General features: G+C 46.6%; 11 protein-coding genes. All 11 read left to right on the forward strand.

The window, feature by feature from the left end:
* The first annotated feature begins 4 nt into the window (after positions 1-4).
* Complete coding sequence (gene pyrH / locus DW183_RS06180) at positions 5-700, forward strand: UMP kinase (protein WP_118281105.1); 696 nt, start codon at positions 5-7, stop codon at positions 698-700.
* 12 nt (positions 701-712) lie between these two features.
* On the forward strand, positions 713-1267 hold the full coding sequence (gene frr, locus DW183_RS06185) for a ribosome recycling factor (RefSeq protein ID WP_118281106.1): 555 nt from the start codon (positions 713-715) through the stop codon (positions 1265-1267).
* A 30-nt stretch (positions 1268-1297) separates the two neighbouring features.
* On the forward strand, positions 1298-2029 hold the full coding sequence (locus DW183_RS06190; RefSeq protein WP_256386587.1) for an isoprenyl transferase: 732 nt from the start codon (positions 1298-1300) through the stop codon (positions 2027-2029).
* Positions 2030-2040: 11 nt separating this feature from the next.
* Complete coding sequence (locus tag DW183_RS06195; RefSeq protein WP_118281108.1) at positions 2041-2841, forward strand: phosphatidate cytidylyltransferase; 801 nt, start codon at positions 2041-2043, stop codon at positions 2839-2841.
* Positions 2842-2852: 11 nt separating this feature from the next.
* Positions 2853-3998, forward strand: a complete 1146-nt coding sequence (dxr, locus tag DW183_RS06200; protein ID WP_118281109.1) for a 1-deoxy-D-xylulose-5-phosphate reductoisomerase — start codon at positions 2853-2855, stop codon at positions 3996-3998.
* A gap of 1 nt (position 3999) precedes the next feature.
* Positions 4000-5034 (forward strand): RIP metalloprotease RseP, encoded by a 1035-nt coding sequence (gene rseP, locus DW183_RS06205; RefSeq protein ID WP_118281110.1) that lies wholly within the window; start codon positions 4000-4002, stop codon positions 5032-5034.
* A gap of 12 nt (positions 5035-5046) precedes the next feature.
* A complete protein-coding gene (gene ispG / locus DW183_RS06210; protein ID WP_118281111.1) occupies positions 5047-6102 on the forward strand; it encodes a flavodoxin-dependent (E)-4-hydroxy-3-methylbut-2-enyl-diphosphate synthase in 1056 nt (351 codons plus the stop codon).
* A gap of 23 nt (positions 6103-6125) precedes the next feature.
* Positions 6126-10589 carry a PolC-type DNA polymerase III gene (locus DW183_RS06215; protein ID WP_118281112.1) on the forward strand — a complete coding sequence of 1488 codons (4464 nt, stop codon included), beginning with the start codon at positions 6126-6128 and terminating at the stop codon, positions 10587-10589.
* Between the two features lie 69 nt (positions 10590-10658).
* Positions 10659-11813 (forward strand): prephenate dehydratase, encoded by a 1155-nt coding sequence (pheA, locus tag DW183_RS06220; RefSeq protein ID WP_118281113.1) that lies wholly within the window; start codon positions 10659-10661, stop codon positions 11811-11813.
* 69 nt (positions 11814-11882) lie between these two features.
* Positions 11883-13412: a Ppx/GppA phosphatase family protein gene (locus DW183_RS06225; protein ID WP_118281114.1), complete on the forward strand. Its 1530-nt coding sequence runs from the start codon at positions 11883-11885 to the stop codon at positions 13410-13412.
* Positions 13413-13426: 14 nt separating this feature from the next.
* Complete coding sequence (locus DW183_RS06230) at positions 13427-15595, forward strand: RNA degradosome polyphosphate kinase (RefSeq protein ID WP_118281115.1); 2169 nt, start codon at positions 13427-13429, stop codon at positions 15593-15595.
* The last annotated feature ends 10 nt before the right edge of the window (positions 15596-15605 follow it).

Consider the following 15605-nt stretch of genomic DNA (forward strand, 5'->3'; position numbering starts at 1 on the left):
AACGATGAAGAGAGTTTTATTAAAATTAAGTGGCGAAGCCTTAGCAGGTGAGAAGAAGACTGGATTTGATGAGGCAACCTGTATTCAGGTGGCCAAGCAGGTCAAGCAGTTGGTAGATGCCGGTACAGAAGTCGGTATCGTGATCGGTGGCGGTAATTTCTGGCGTGGACGTACTTCAGAGACGATCGACCGTACTAAGGCAGACCAGATCGGTATGCTTGCAACGATCATGAACTGTATCTATGTATCTGAGATCTTCCGTTATGTTGGGATGGATACCGAGGTACTGACACCATTTACCTGTGGTGCTTTTACAACCTTGTTTTCTAAGGATGCAGCCAATGCATGCTTCAAAGCAGGAAAGGTAGCATTTTTTGCAGGTGGTACGGGACATCCGTATTTCTCTACAGATACAGCGACCGTTTTGCGTGCGATCGAGATCGAGGCAGATGTGATCCTGCTTGCAAAGGCAGTGGATGGTGTGTATGACAGTGATCCAAAGACCAATCCAAATGCCAAGCGTTATGATGTCCTGCCGATTCAGGATGTGATCGACCAGAAACTTGCAGTGGTAGATCTGACGGCTTCTATCATGTGTATGGAAAATAAAATGCCAATGTATGTTTTTGCATTACAGGAAGAAAATAGTATTGTAAAAGCAATCTCAGGCGACTTTAACGGCACAAAAGTGACCGTATAATGGAGGATAATGATGGACGAAAAATTAAAAGTATTTGAAGATAAGATGCAAAAGTCTTACAACAATCTGCTTGAGGAGTACACCACCATTCGTGCTGGTAGAGCCAATCCTCATGTTTTAGACAAGGTCGTAGTTGACTATTACGGTTCACCAACACCATTACAGCAGGTGGCAAATATCAGTGTGCCGGAAGCACGTATGATCCAGATCCAGCCTTGGGAGTCTTCTTTGTTAAAGGATATTGAGAAGGCGATCTTAGTTGCAGATCTTGGACTGAACCCGACCAACGATGGTAAGGTCATCCGTCTGGTATTCCCGGAACTGACAGAGGAACGTCGTAAGGAATTGGCAAAGGATGTCAAGAAGCATGGCGAAAATGCCAAGGTTGCTATCCGCAATATCCGTAGAGATGCAAATGATTCCTTTAAGAAATATGGCAAGGAAGCAGATGTGTCTGAAGATGAAGTAAAAGAATTGGAAAATCAGGCACAAAAGCTTACAGACAAGTATATTGCTGAAGTGGACAAGGCCATTGAGGCTAAGACACAGGAGATCTTAACGGTATAGTCTTTTGACGAAAAGGGGACACTTGCGTAAGTGTCCTTTTTTTACAAGCAGAAAGGAGACAATATGAGTGTTCCAAGACATGTTGCCATTATTTTAGATGGAAATGGCAGATGGGCAAAGGCGAAAGGTCTGCCGAGGACGGCAGGACACACCGCAGGAGCAAAAAATGTAGAGGTTGTCTGCGAGGAAGCATACAATATGGGAATCGAGTACCTGACTCTCTATGCGTTTTCGACAGAGAACTGGAACCGCTCCAAGGAAGAGGTTACAGCCCTGATGAATCTGCTGAACCAGTATTTGAAGAACTGTTTAAAGACAGCAAAGAAGAATAATATGCGTATCCGCGTGATCGGGGATATTTCAAGACTCGATCCATCCATGCAGGAAAAGATCTGCCTTTTGGAAAAAGAATCCGCATCCTATACCGGACTCAACCTGACCATCGCTATCAATTACGGTAGCCGGGATGAGATCGTCCGTGGCATCAAGCGGATGTATCAGGATGTAGAAGAACATAAATTAGATGCTGATGCCATTAGTGAGGATACTGTCAGCAAATATCTGGATACCGCGGACCTGCCGGACCCGGATCTGATGATCCGCACCAGTGGAGAGCAGCGCTTATCCAATTACTTATTGTGGCAGTTAGCGTATGCAGAATTCTATTTTACTCCGGTCGCATGGCCGGATTTCCATGGAGAGGAATTAAGAAAAGCTGTGGAAGCATATGAAAATAGAGATCGAAGATATGGAAAGGTTTAAGAGGTTTTACAATGTTTAAGACTAGATTGATCAGTGGTATCGTATTGGTTGCGATCGCCCTGGTAGTAATTATCACAGGGGGCAATGTCCTGCTTTCTGTTATGGGGATCATTTCCCTCATTGGTATGTTTGAGTTATACCGTGTATTTCAAATGGAAAAGTCATTGGCGGCAGTCGTTGGCTATCTGGCAGCCATTGCTTTTTATCTGAATTTATATTTTGGCTTTTTTACGGATCCTATGATCCTGCCTATGCTGTTTTTGATCCTGCTTTTGGCGGTCTATGTGTTCTCTTACCCCAAATATAAGGCAGATCAGATCATGGCTTGTTTTTTCGCCCTGTTTTATGTGGCAATGATGCTTTCCTTTATTTACCAGACCAGAATGTTGGACGGTGGAGAGTATCTGGTATGGCTGATCTTTCTCTGTTCCTGGGGAAGTGATACCTGTGCTTACTGCGTGGGTATGCTTTTCGGAAAGCACAAGATGTCACCGGTCTTAAGCCCGAAGAAATCTGTAGAAGGTGCCGTGGGCGGTGTGGTTGGAGCCGCACTTTTAACTGCACTTTATGTATCGATCTTCCGCAGCCAACTCGGCATTACGATGACAGAAGTCTGGCTCTTGGCAGGCGTTTCTGCCATTGGAGCGTTGATCTCTATGGTGGGAGATCTGGCGGCTTCTGCGATCAAACGTAATTACGATATCAAGGACTATGGAAAACTGATCCCGGGACATGGCGGTATTTTGGATCGTTTTGACAGCGTGATCATTACCGCACCGATCATATTCTTTTTAGCATCAAGAGTTTTGTAGGAGAAGATAAGATGAAAAATATTGCAATTCTTGGTTCCACGGGTTCGATCGGAACTCAGACACTGGATATTGTAGATCAAAATAAAGAAGACTTACAGGTGGTAGCCCTTGCGGCTGGCAGCAATATTACTTTACTGGAAAAGCAGGCAAGAAAGTATCGGCCGACTTTGGTTGCGGTCTGGGACCAGGCGTGTGCCAAAGAATTAAAAGAAAATTTAAAGGACACAGAGATCTCTGTTGTATCCGGCATGGACGGACTTTTGGCAGTAGCGACTCATCCGGCATCCGAGATCTTAGTGACGGCTATCGTTGGCATGCTTGGCATCCGTCCGACGATCGCGGCGATCGAGGCAGGAAAGGATATTGCACTTGCCAATAAAGAGACCCTGGTAACGGCTGGTCATATTATTATGCCTTTGGCAAAAAAATGCGGAGTATCTATTTTGCCGGTCGACAGTGAACACAGTGCCATTTTCCAGTCTTTGCAGGGCAATGCACACAATAAGATCAAAAAGATCTTACTGACAGCATCCGGCGGACCTTTCCGTGGAAAGACATACGAGGAATTGGAACATGTGACATTAGAAGATGCCCTAAAGCACCCGAATTGGAGCATGGGAAAGAAGATCACCATTGATTCTGCAACCATGGTCAACAAGGGACTGGAGGTCATGGAGGCAAAGTGGCTCTTTGGTGTAAAGCCTTCCCAGATCGAGGTCGTCGTACATCCGCAGAGTATTTTACATTCCGCAGTCATGTATGAAGATGGTGCTGTGATCGGACAGATGGGAACACCGGATATGCGACTTCCAATTCTTTATGCATTATTTTATCCAAATCGTCGTATGCTTTATGCAGAGGAACTGGATCTTTTCAAGATAGGCAGTCTGACTTTTGAAAGACCGGATCGCGAGACATTTTATGGTCTGTCCCTTGCATATGATGCATTAGATGCCGGCGGCAATGTGCCGACTGTCTTTAATGCGGCAAATGAGCGTGCGGTAGCCAAGTTCCTGGACGGCAAGATCTCCTTTATCGAGATACCGGAGATCATTGCAGCCAGCATGGAAGAAATTTACTACAAGGAAGATCCGACCTTGGAGGAGATCTTAGATACAGAAGCAGCAACCTATGAATATATAGAGAGTCGGTGGTAAATTGAGTATTATTCTTGCAATTATCATTTTTAGTTTTATCATAATATTTCATGAATTGGGGCATTTTCTGGTTGCCAAGAAATGCGATGTCAAGGTCAATGAATTCTGTCTGGGACTTGGACCGACACTCCTTCATTTTACCAAGGGAGAGACAACATACTCCTTAAAACTTCTGCCTTTTGGCGGAGCCTGTATGATGGAGGGTGAGGACGAGGACAGTCAGGATGACCGTGCTTTTAACCATAAGCCCCTTTGGCAGAGGGCGGCGATTGTAGCGGCAGGACCTTTCTTTAACTTTATTCTGGCATATGTTCTGTCTGTTATTTTGATCGGGGCTATCGGCTATGATGTGCCGAAACTTGCCGGTGTCATGGAAGGCTCATCCGCAGAAGAAGAGGGACTTGCGGCTGGAGATACCATTCTTGCGCTGGACGGTTACCGTGTTCATTTCTATCAGGAGATCAGTGTTTATTCCTTTTTTCATCCGGGAAAGACCATGGATGTGACTTATGAAAGAGACGGTAAGGAATATAGTGTTCAGGTAACTCCGCAGTATAACGAGGAAGCGGGCAGATACCTCTTGGGCTTACAGGGGGACTACACCAGGATCAAGGGCAACATACCGACGACACTTGCCTATGGATTTTACGAGATGAAATACCAGATCTATGCGACTTTTGAGAGTCTGAAAATGCTGGTGACAGGGCAGTTATCTGTAAATGATATGTCCGGTCCGGTTGGGATCGTCAAGACGATCGGCGATACCTATGACGAGTCCGTATCTTCCGGTGCTTTTTATGTTGCCATGAATATGATCAATATTGCCATCCTCTTATCCGCCAATCTGGGCGTGATGAACCTTCTCCCGATCCCGGCACTGGATGGCGGACGGCTTCTCTTCTTTTTGATCGAGGCTATCCGAGGCAGGCAGATGAATGAGGAGATCGAGGGAAGGATCCATCTAGTCGGCTTTATGCTGCTTATGGTATTGATGGTCGTCGTCATGTTTAACGATATTCAGAAATTGTTCGTCTAGGAGGTTTTTGCGATGGAGCGAAAGATAACAAAAGAGATCCATATTGGAGATCGTGTGATCGGTGGAGGCAATCCGATACTGATCCAGTCTATGACCAATACAAAAACAGAAGATGTCGATGCAACAGTCGCACAGATCCGGCAGTTGACACAGGCGGGCTGTGATATTATCCGTTGTGCTGTTCCGACTATGGAAGCGGCATGTGCTTTGGAAGAAATAAAAAAGCAGGTGGAGATCCCGGTCGTTGCAGACATTCATTTTGACTATCGTCTTGCGATCGCAGCCATGGAGCATGGTGCGGACAAGATCCGTATCAATCCAGGCAACATTGGGTCACTGGATCGTATCAAGGCAGTCGTGGATGTGGCAAAAGAGCGCAACATCCCGATTCGTGTTGGGGTAAACAGTGGTTCCCTGGAAAAAGAACTGGTAGAAAAATACCACGGCGTTACGGCGGAAGGCATTGTGGAGAGCGCACTGGATAAGGTGCATATCATCGAGGATCTGGGCTATGATAATCTGGTCATCAGCATCAAATCATCTGATGTTCTCATGTGTGTCAAGGCACATGAACTGATCTCCAGCCAGACGGATTATCCGCTCCATGTCGGTATCACGGAATCGGGGACACTGACCAGTGGCAACATCAAGTCATCGATCGGTCTGGGACTGATCTTACACCAGGGCATTGGCGATACCATCCGCGTTTCTCTGACCGGAGATCCGATCGAGGAGATCAAGTCTGCCAAGTTGATCCTGCGCACTCTGGGGCTGCGCAAGGGCGGCATTGAGGTCGTATCCTGTCCGACTTGTGGACGTACACAGATCGATCTGATCGGACTGGCGAACCGCGTAGAAAATCTTGTGGCAGGTTATCCTTTGGATATCAAGGTTGCCGTCATGGGCTGTGTGGTCAACGGACCGGGCGAGGCAAAAGAGGCAGACCTTGGTGTTGCGGGGGGCATTGGCGAAGTCCTTTTGATCAAACATGGTCAGGTAGTCAAGAAAATGCCGGAAGAAGAATTACTCCCGGCATTAAAATACGAATTAGATCATTGGGGCGAGTAGCCCCTTAGTTGGAGTGAAGCAGATTGGATAAAAGTTTTCAGGAAGTTTTTCCATCCTTACAATTAGATAATGACTTAATGCAGATCATGCAGGGAGCAATGATTCAGAAGGTAAGTACGAACCGGGACAGAAGTGCCATTCGTATTTACCTTCATTGTGATTCCCTTGTTCCCAAGCGCCGTATCTGGAAGATGGAAGATGCGATCAAGAAACAGTGCTTTGCAAAAGAAAATGTAACGATACATATCATAGAGTCTTTTTCATTATCTGCATTATATACGCCGGAAAAATTATACGATATTTATAAGGACAGTATTTTAGAGGAGATCAATGCCTATAGTGCCCTTTTATTTGGCGTATTCAAAAAAGCGGATTTTACCTTTTCAGAGGATCATCTTCTGGTCACTCTGGAAGATACGGTCATCGCACATGGCTATGAGCAGGAACTGCACGATATCTTAGATAAGATCTTTTGTCAGCGCTGCGGGCAGAAACTCATCATTGATTTTTCCTATAAAGAACCGGTTGCAAGCAAGTATCGTGAAAATTCACAGATACTGATCGACAACCAGATCGCGGAGATTACAAGACAAAACCGCATGCGCCAGCAGCAGAAGGAACTGCTGAATGCAGAGGAAGGCGAGCAGGATACCGGCAGCGAGAAGCCAGCCAGTCCTGCCGGCAAAGATGTCGGAAACGAAAAGAAGTCCTTTGGCAAAGGCGGTGGCAGACGCGGTGGCTTTGCAGCGAAAAAATCCAACAATCCGGATGTTATTTATGGGCGTGAATTTGATGATGAACCGATTCCAATTCAGGAGATTTCCGGTGAGATCGGAGAGGTAACCATCCGCGGACAGATCATCAGTTTTGAAAGTCGAGAGATCCGCAATGAGCGTACTATTTTAATGTTTGCCATCACGGACTTTACGGATACGATCGTCAGCAAGATCTTTGTGGCAAATGATCAGGTGGACGAGGTCTGTCAGGAAATCAAGAACGGTGCTTTTATCAAGTTAAAAGGCGCACCGATGATCGATAAATTTGACCATGACCTTACCATGAGTTCGGTCTTTGGCATTATGCGTATCCCGGACTTTACGACTTCCCGTCATGATCATGCCCCGGATAAGCGTGTAGAGTTACACTGCCATACCAAGATGAGTGATATGGATGGGGTATCGGATGTCAAGGATATCATCAAGCGGGCAGCCGGTTGGGGACATCAGGCGATCGCAATTACCGACCATGGAGCCGTACAGGCTTTCCCGGATGCAGACCATACCGTGCATGATCTGGATACGGACTTCAAGGTGATCTATGGCTGTGAGATCTATCTGGTGGATGATACCAAGGGTATTGTGACGGATTCCAAGAACCAGAGTCTGGATGATACCTATGTGGTCTTTGACTTGGAGACGACAGGATTTCATGCAAAAAATAATAACATCATAGAGATCGGAGCGGTCAAGGTCGTTGGCGGGCAGATCACGGAACGTTTTTCCGAGTTTGTCAATCCGAAAGAACCAATTCCTTTCCGTATTACCGAACTGACCAGCATCCGTGATGAGGATGTCATTGATGCGGAGGATATTACAAAGATCCTGCCACGTTTTATGGATTTTTGCGAGGGTGCTATCATGGTTGCCCATAATGCAGACTTTGATATGAGTTTTATCAAGGCAAATTGCGAACGACTGGGACTGCCATGTGACTTTACCTATGTGGATACGGTGGCTCTGGCGCGTTATCTGCTTCCGTCACTCAGCAAGTTCAAACTGGACAATGTGGCAAAGGCAGTGGGTGTATCTTTGGAACACCATCATAGGGCAGTAGATGATGCGGGCTGTACCGCAGAGATCTACGTCAAGTTCTTGGAAATGTTAAAAGACCGTGGCTTTGAGACACTGGATGATGTCAACAAGGACGGTATGGCATCTGATGAGACCATTCGCAAGATGCCGTCTTACCACTGTATCGTCTTAGCAAAAAATGACATTGGACGTATCAATCTCTATCGTTTGATCTCCATGTCACACTTACAGTATTATTACAGAAGACCAAAGATCCCAAAGAGCCAGTTGCAGAAATATCGGGAGGGTCTGATCATCGGCTCGGCATGTGAGGCGGGAGAATTATACCGCGCCATCCTAAACAGCCGACCGGAAGAAGAGATCACGCGTATCGTGAATTTCTATGATTATCTGGAGATCCAGCCGATCGGAAACAATGCCTTTATGCTCCGTAAGGATGACGGACTGATCAAGAGCGAAGAAGACCTGCGCAATATCAACCGCAGGATTGTCTCCTTAGGAGAAATCTTTAAAAAGCCGGTTGTTGCAACCTGTGATGTGCATTTTCTGGATCCGCAGGATGAAGTATATCGCCGTATCATTATGGCTGGCAAGGGCTTTTCGGATGCCGACGATCAGGCACCTTTGTATCTGCGTACTACCGAGGAGATGTTGGAGGAGTTTTCCTATCTTGGTTCTGCCAAGGCGGAGGAAGTCGTTATCACCAACACCAACCGGATCGCCGATATGTGTGAGCCGATCTCGCCGGTGCGACCGGACAAATGTCCACCGGTCATTGAAAACTCAGACGGCATGCTGAGAAAGATCTGCTATGATAGGGCGCATGCGCTCTATGGCGATGATCTGCCGCCTGTCGTAGAAGAGAGACTGGAAAGAGAACTCAAATCTATCATCGGCAATGGTTATGCCGTGATGTATATCATCGCACAGAAACTGGTGTGGAAGTCCAATGAGGACGGCTATCTGGTAGGTTCCCGTGGATCGGTAGGATCTTCCTTTGTCGCCACCATGGCAGGTATTACCGAGGTAAATCCGCTCAGTCCGCATTATCTGTGTGAATATTGTCATTTTGTTGATTTTGATTCCGAAGAGGTCAAGGCTTATTCCGGGCGTGCAGGTTGTGATATGCCGGACCGCAAGTGTCCGGTCTGTGGCAAGGATCTGAAAAAAGAGGGATTTGATATTCCGTTTGAAACTTTCCTGGGATTTAAGGGAAATAAGGAGCCGGATATCGATCTGAACTTCTCCGGGGATTATCAGTCAAAGGCGCATAAATACACCGAGGTTATCTTTGGGGAAGGCCAGACCTTTAAGGCAGGTACGATTGGTACGCTTGCTGATAAGACCGCTTTTGGTTACATCAAGAATTATTATGAAGAACGTGGCATACACAAGAGAAATTGTGAGATCGACCGTATCGTACAGGGTTGTGTGGGCGTGCGAAGAACGACCGGACAGCATCCGGGCGGTATCATCGTACTTCCGGTAGGAGAGGACATTTTTTCCTTTACACCGGTCCAGCACCCGGCAAACGATATGACATCCGACATCATTACGACCCACTTTGATTATCACTCCATCGATGCCAACCTTTTGAAACTGGATATTCTGGGACACGATGATCCGACCATGATCCGTATGTTGGAAGATCTGACCGGACTGCATGCGCAGGAGATTCCGCTGGATGATAAGACGGTCATGTCACTCTTTAAAAATACCTCAGCCCTTGGGGTCACACCGGAGGAGTTGAACGGCTGTCCGATGGGAACGCTGGGTATCCCTGAGTTTGGTACCGATTTTGCCATGGGGATGCTCCGGGATGCAAAGCCGCAGGAGTTTACGGATCTGATCCGTATTTCCGGCTTGTCCCATGGTACGGACGTTTGGCTGGGTAATGCCCAGACTTTGATCGAAAATGGTACGGCTACGATTTCTACCTGTATCTGTACGCGTGATGATATCATGACCTATTTGATCCATATGGGACTGGATAGTGCGGAAGCCTTTGATATCATGGAAAAGACCAGAAAGGGTATCATTGCCAAGGGCAAATGCAAGCAGTGGCCGGAGTGGAAACAGGATATGCTGGATCATGGCGTGCCGGAATGGTACACCTGGTCCTGTGAAAAGATCAAATATATGTTCCCGAAGGCACATGCGGCGGCATACGTTATGATGGCATGGCGTATCGCCTATTGTAAGGTCTTTTATCCTCTGGCCTACTACGCGGCATTCTTTAGTATCCGCGCGACATCCTTCAGTTATGAACTCATGTGTCAGGGCAAGGATAAACTGGAATTTTATATTGCAGAATACAAGAAAAAAGACAAGTTGTCGGCAAAAGAAGAAGGAACTCTCCGTGATATGCGTATCGTACAGGAAATGTATGCGCGAGGTTTTGAATTTTTACCACTGGATCTGTATAAGTCAGATGCCAGATATTTCCAGATCGTCGACGGTAAATTATTACCGCCTTTCAACTCGATCGACGGCATGGGAGACAAGGCGGCAGAGTCGCTTGCCATTGCAGCCAGTGGCGGCAAGTTCTTATCCAAGGATGACCTGCGGGAGCGTGGCAAGGTAAGTAAATCGATCATTGAACTTTTATCCGATCTGGATATTATTTCGGATCTGCCGGAATCCAACCAGTTATCCTTCTTTGACTTTACGGCGTAGGATGAAGCAGTTTAGGAAATTCCACGGATTTTCCTATTTATAAAAAGAGATGATTATGAGAGGAATTACATGAAAGATTTAAGTGAGATCCGATGTGATATTGACGCGATTGACCGTCAGATCGTATCGTTGTATGAACAGAGAATGGGACTTGCTGCGGAAGTGGCAGAATACAAGATCGCCAACCATAAAAATGTCTATGACAAGGCACGCGAGGATGACAAATTAAAGACCTTGGCGGGGCTGGTGCCGGATGAATTTTTAAAGCAGGGCGTGGTCGAACTTTTTGAACAGATCATGTCGACCAGCCGCAAAAAGCAATACCAGATGTTAGCGGAAGCAGGACAGATCGAGCCGTTGGGATTTCGGGCGATCGATGCTCTGGATGCCAAGGATAAGCGGATCGTTTATCAGGGAGTCGAAGGGGCTTATGCCCAGATGGCAATGCAACAGTTCTTTGGCAAGGAATGTCCGGGTGAGGCAGTAGCGACCTGGCGGGATGCTATGGAGGCGATCCAGAGCGGATACGTGGATTATGCGGTCCTGCCGATCGAAAACTCATCCGCCGGTATTGTGGCGGAAAATTATGATCTTTTGATGGAATATGACGTGACGATCGTGGGCGAACAGATCATTAAGATCGACCATGCACTCTTAGGTGTCAAGGGGGCAAAGATCGAGGATATTACCGTGGTATATTCCCATCCACAAGCCCTGATGCAGTGTGCGGACTATCTGGATGACCATGCAAAAATGGAGCGCAAGGCATTGAAGAATACAGCCCTTGCAGCCCAGAAGGTCAAAGAGGACGGTCTGAAAAACCAGGCTGCCATTGCAGGCATACATAATGCCGGTATTTATGATCTGGATGTTTTAGACCAAGCCATTCAGGATAATAAAGAAAATGAGACACGCTTTATCATTGTGGCAAAGGATAAGACCTATCTGCAATCTGCGGATAAGGTCAGCCTGTGCTTTGCACTCCCGGATGATGAGGCTGGTGCCTTGTATCGCATCATGTCACATTTTATCTTTAATGGGATCAACCTGACCCGTATCGAATCCCGTCCGAGCAAGGGCGGCTCCTGGGGCTACCAATTCTTTATCGATTTTGAGGGGAATCTGAGACAGGAAGCGGTCGTCAATGCTCTGCGGGGCTTAAAGGAGGAGACATCTTCTTTCCGCATTTTGGGAAATTACCAGTCTTTTGCAAAGGAAAATTAGATTTTTCAAAAATTTTATGGGGATTTTACATGGATATGTTAAGGTGGAGATTATGTAAAGGGGGATATTATGAAGTTATATGCATCGATCTATATTGGATCTTATGAGATTATTCTGAAAGTATTTCAGATCACACAAAAGAAACGCTTGAAGGAACTGGATTGCCTGCGTACACCGATCGATACGGCACAGGATATCTATGCCAGCGGTCAGTTGAAAAAGGAGACTGTAGATAGGATCTGCAATGTGCTGGAAGATATGAAACGCACCCTTGCCCTGTATCGGCTGACGGAGGACTATCAGATCTATGCCGGCTCTACCTTTACGGCGGCAGACAACCGCCTCTTTGCCATGGAACAGATCAAACTGCGCACCGGTATGAAGGTGCTGGCGCTCAGCAATTCCGAGCATAGGTTTATGAGTTATCGCGCGGTGGCATCCCAGGATAATTTTGATGCCATGGTATCGGAGAGTGCAGCAATCGTGGATATCGGCGGTGCCAGTTTACAGATCACTCTCTTTTATCATGGAAAGGTCAGAACGACACAGCATATCGGTTTGGGAACGGTCATCATGAGCGAGAATATGAAACGTTTATCCTATATGACCAACCATAAAGAGCAGATCGCTCAGATGATGTATAAGGAACTGGATGCCTTTGTCACCATGCATATGCAGGATGTCAAGTTAAAATATTTGATCATCTTAGGCGACCATGTATCGACTTTGATGGAACGCGCCGTAGATGATGCGACCAGGGAACCGATCAGGATGGAGCATTACATGGAACTTCTGGAGAATATGCGGGATAAGACCTTGCAGAGCATCATCCGGGAATTTGATGTCTTAAACGATCATGAGGAACTGATCGAACCCTTTTTGATGCTGCATCATGCCATTGCAGAAAAACTGCCGGCAAAATATGTCTATGTGCCGGGCGTATCTGTCAATGACGGTATGGCATATCACTATTTTGCACCAAAACATTATCTGCAGGTAGAACATGACTTTGACCAGGATATCATCTCTGCGGCATGGTCGATCGCCAAGCGCTACGGCAGTTACCAGCCGCACTTAAAGGCACTGGATAAGATCTCGACCCAGATCTTTGATGCGACAAAGAAGTTTCACGGGCTGGATAAAAGGCAAAGATTATTGATGCGTCTGGTCGCGATCTTGCATGACTGTGGAAAATACATCAGTATCTCGGATGCGTCCGATTGTTCCTATATCATTATCATGTCATCGGAGATCCTGGGTCTATCCCACAAGGAACGTGAGATGGTTGCTACGGTCGTATCTTTGAACCGTAAAAGTCTGGAATCTTATGACAGCATGGCGGATCGTTTTAGCGTGGATGAGTATATGACGATCGTCAAACTGCTTGCTATCTTAAAAGTGGCTAATGCGCTCGACCGCAGCCACAGGCAGAAGTTCAAGAACATCAAGATGGCGGTGCGGGGCAATCGTTTGCACATCACCATTGAGGCGACGGATTCCATCGCATTGGAAAAAGGCATGTTTGAAGAAAAGGCAGACTTCTTTGAAAGTGTATTTTCCATCCGTCCGATCTTGCGGGAATTGCGCGTGTTTGAATAGAGGGGGATCAAAAAATGAGCAAGGCAGAAGAATTCAAAAATCCAAAATATTATGATAACCGAGAATTGAGTTGGATCAAATTTGAGCACCGTGTACTAAACGAGGCAAAGGATAAGGAGATACCGATTCTGGATCGCCTGAAATTTGTCAGCATCACATCTTCCAATCTGGATGAGTTCTTTATGGTACGTGTTGCTTCCTTAAAGGACATGGAGCATGCAGGCTATACCAAAAAAGATATTGCCGGCATGGATCCAACGGAACAGTTGTGTGCAATAGGAAAGGAAGTCCATGCGCTTGTTGAAAAGCAGTACAACACCTACAATCGTTCCCTAATGCCGATTCTGCGCAAGGAGGGCATTCGGATCATAGGCGCTTATGAGGAACTCAACGAAAAGCAGGCAACCTATGTAGATAAATACTTTATGGAGCATGTCTATCCGGTGCTGACCCCTATGGCGGTAGATGCTTCCCGGCCTTTTCCTCTGGTGCGCAACAAGTCCTTAAATATTGCGGCACTCATCAAGTCCAAGCATCCAAATTCAAAATTACAGCAGGGAAGTAAGCAGGAACTGGAATTTGCTACCGTGCAGGTGCCGTCTGTTCTGCCACGACTGGTGCCGATCCCGGGCGAGGACGACCGTTATACTTTTACACTCTTGGAACAGATCATAGAAAAGAATATGGCACAACTCTTTTTGAACTATGACCTTGTGTGTGCCTATCCTTATCGTATCATGCGAAATGCTGATCTGTCCTTTGATGAGGATGAGGCGAGCGATCTTTTAAAAGAGATCCAGAAGCAGCTTGTCAAAAGGCAGTGGGGTGAGGTGATCCGCCTGGAGATCGAACATAAGGCGGATAAACGCCTTTTGCAGGTCTTAAAAGAACAACTGGCTGTTAGCGGTAAGGATGTCTATGAGATCGCAGGACCTTTGGATCTTACCTTCTTGATGAAGATGTATGGGCTGTCCGGCTGTGATGATCTGCGGGAGAAACTTTTTGTACCGCAGAAAAATCCAAGAATCCTTCCGGGAGAGAGCATTTTTGACGAGATCAAAAAAGGAGATATTTTCCTGACCCATCCCTATGAGACCTTTGATCCGGTCGTTGATTTTATCAAGCAGGCAGCAGTTGACCCGGATGTACTTGCCATCAAGCAGACCCTGTATCGTGTCAGTGGCAATTCACCGATCATCGCAGCGCTTGCCAAGGCGGCGGAAAACGGAAAGCAGGTCACGGTCTTGGTAGAATTAAAGGCACGTTTTGACGAGGAAAACAATATTGTCTGGGCACAAAAGTTAGAGAAGGCGGGCTGTCATGTTATCTATGGACTGGTGGGCTTAAAGACCCATTGTAAGATCGCACTGGTCGTCCGCAGGGAAGAGGATGCCATCACACGTTATGTGCATCTTGGTACCGGCAATTACAATGACTCGACCGCCAAACTTTACACAGATTGCGGTATCTTTACCTGCAATGAAAATTATGGAGAAGACGCAACGGCTGTCTTTAACATGTTATCCGGTTATTCGGAGCCGGCAAGATGGAATAAACTGGTCGTGGCACCGATCTGGCTGCGTGACCGCTTTATCGCCCTGATCGATCGGGAGATCGCTCATGCCAAGGAAGGAAAAGAGGCATATATCGTTGCCAAGATGAATTCCTTGTGCGACCGGCAGATCATTGAAAAATTATACGAGGCATCCTCTGTCGGTGTAGAGATCTACCTGGTGATCCGCGGAATCTGCTGCCTTCGTACCGGGATACCGGGCGTAAGCGAACATATCCATGTGACCTCGATCGTGGGGACTTTTTTGGAACATAGCCGTATCTTTTATTTCTATAATAATGGACAGGAAGATATATATATGGGAAGTGCGGACTGGATGCCTAGAAATCTGGATCGGCGTGTGGAGATCGTATTTCCGGTGGAAGATGATGTGATCAAGGATCGGATCAAGCATATCTTAGATGTTCTCCTGCGCGATAATTTAAAGGCATATGCCATGCTTCCGGATGGCACTTATGCAAAGATGAGCCGACGCGGCAAACAGGCGATCGGCGCCCAGATGACATTCTGTCGTGAGGCAATGGAAGGAGCGAAGGAGGAGACCACAGTTTGGAAAGGCAGACGCTTTATACCGATCTGGGCCTTTGATGAAGAAGAACATGAAGCCTAAGATTTTATTT

Source organism: Roseburia sp. AM16-25 (genome assembly GCF_003473825.1).
GTDB lineage: Bacteria > Bacillota > Clostridia > Lachnospirales > Lachnospiraceae > Pararoseburia > Pararoseburia lenta.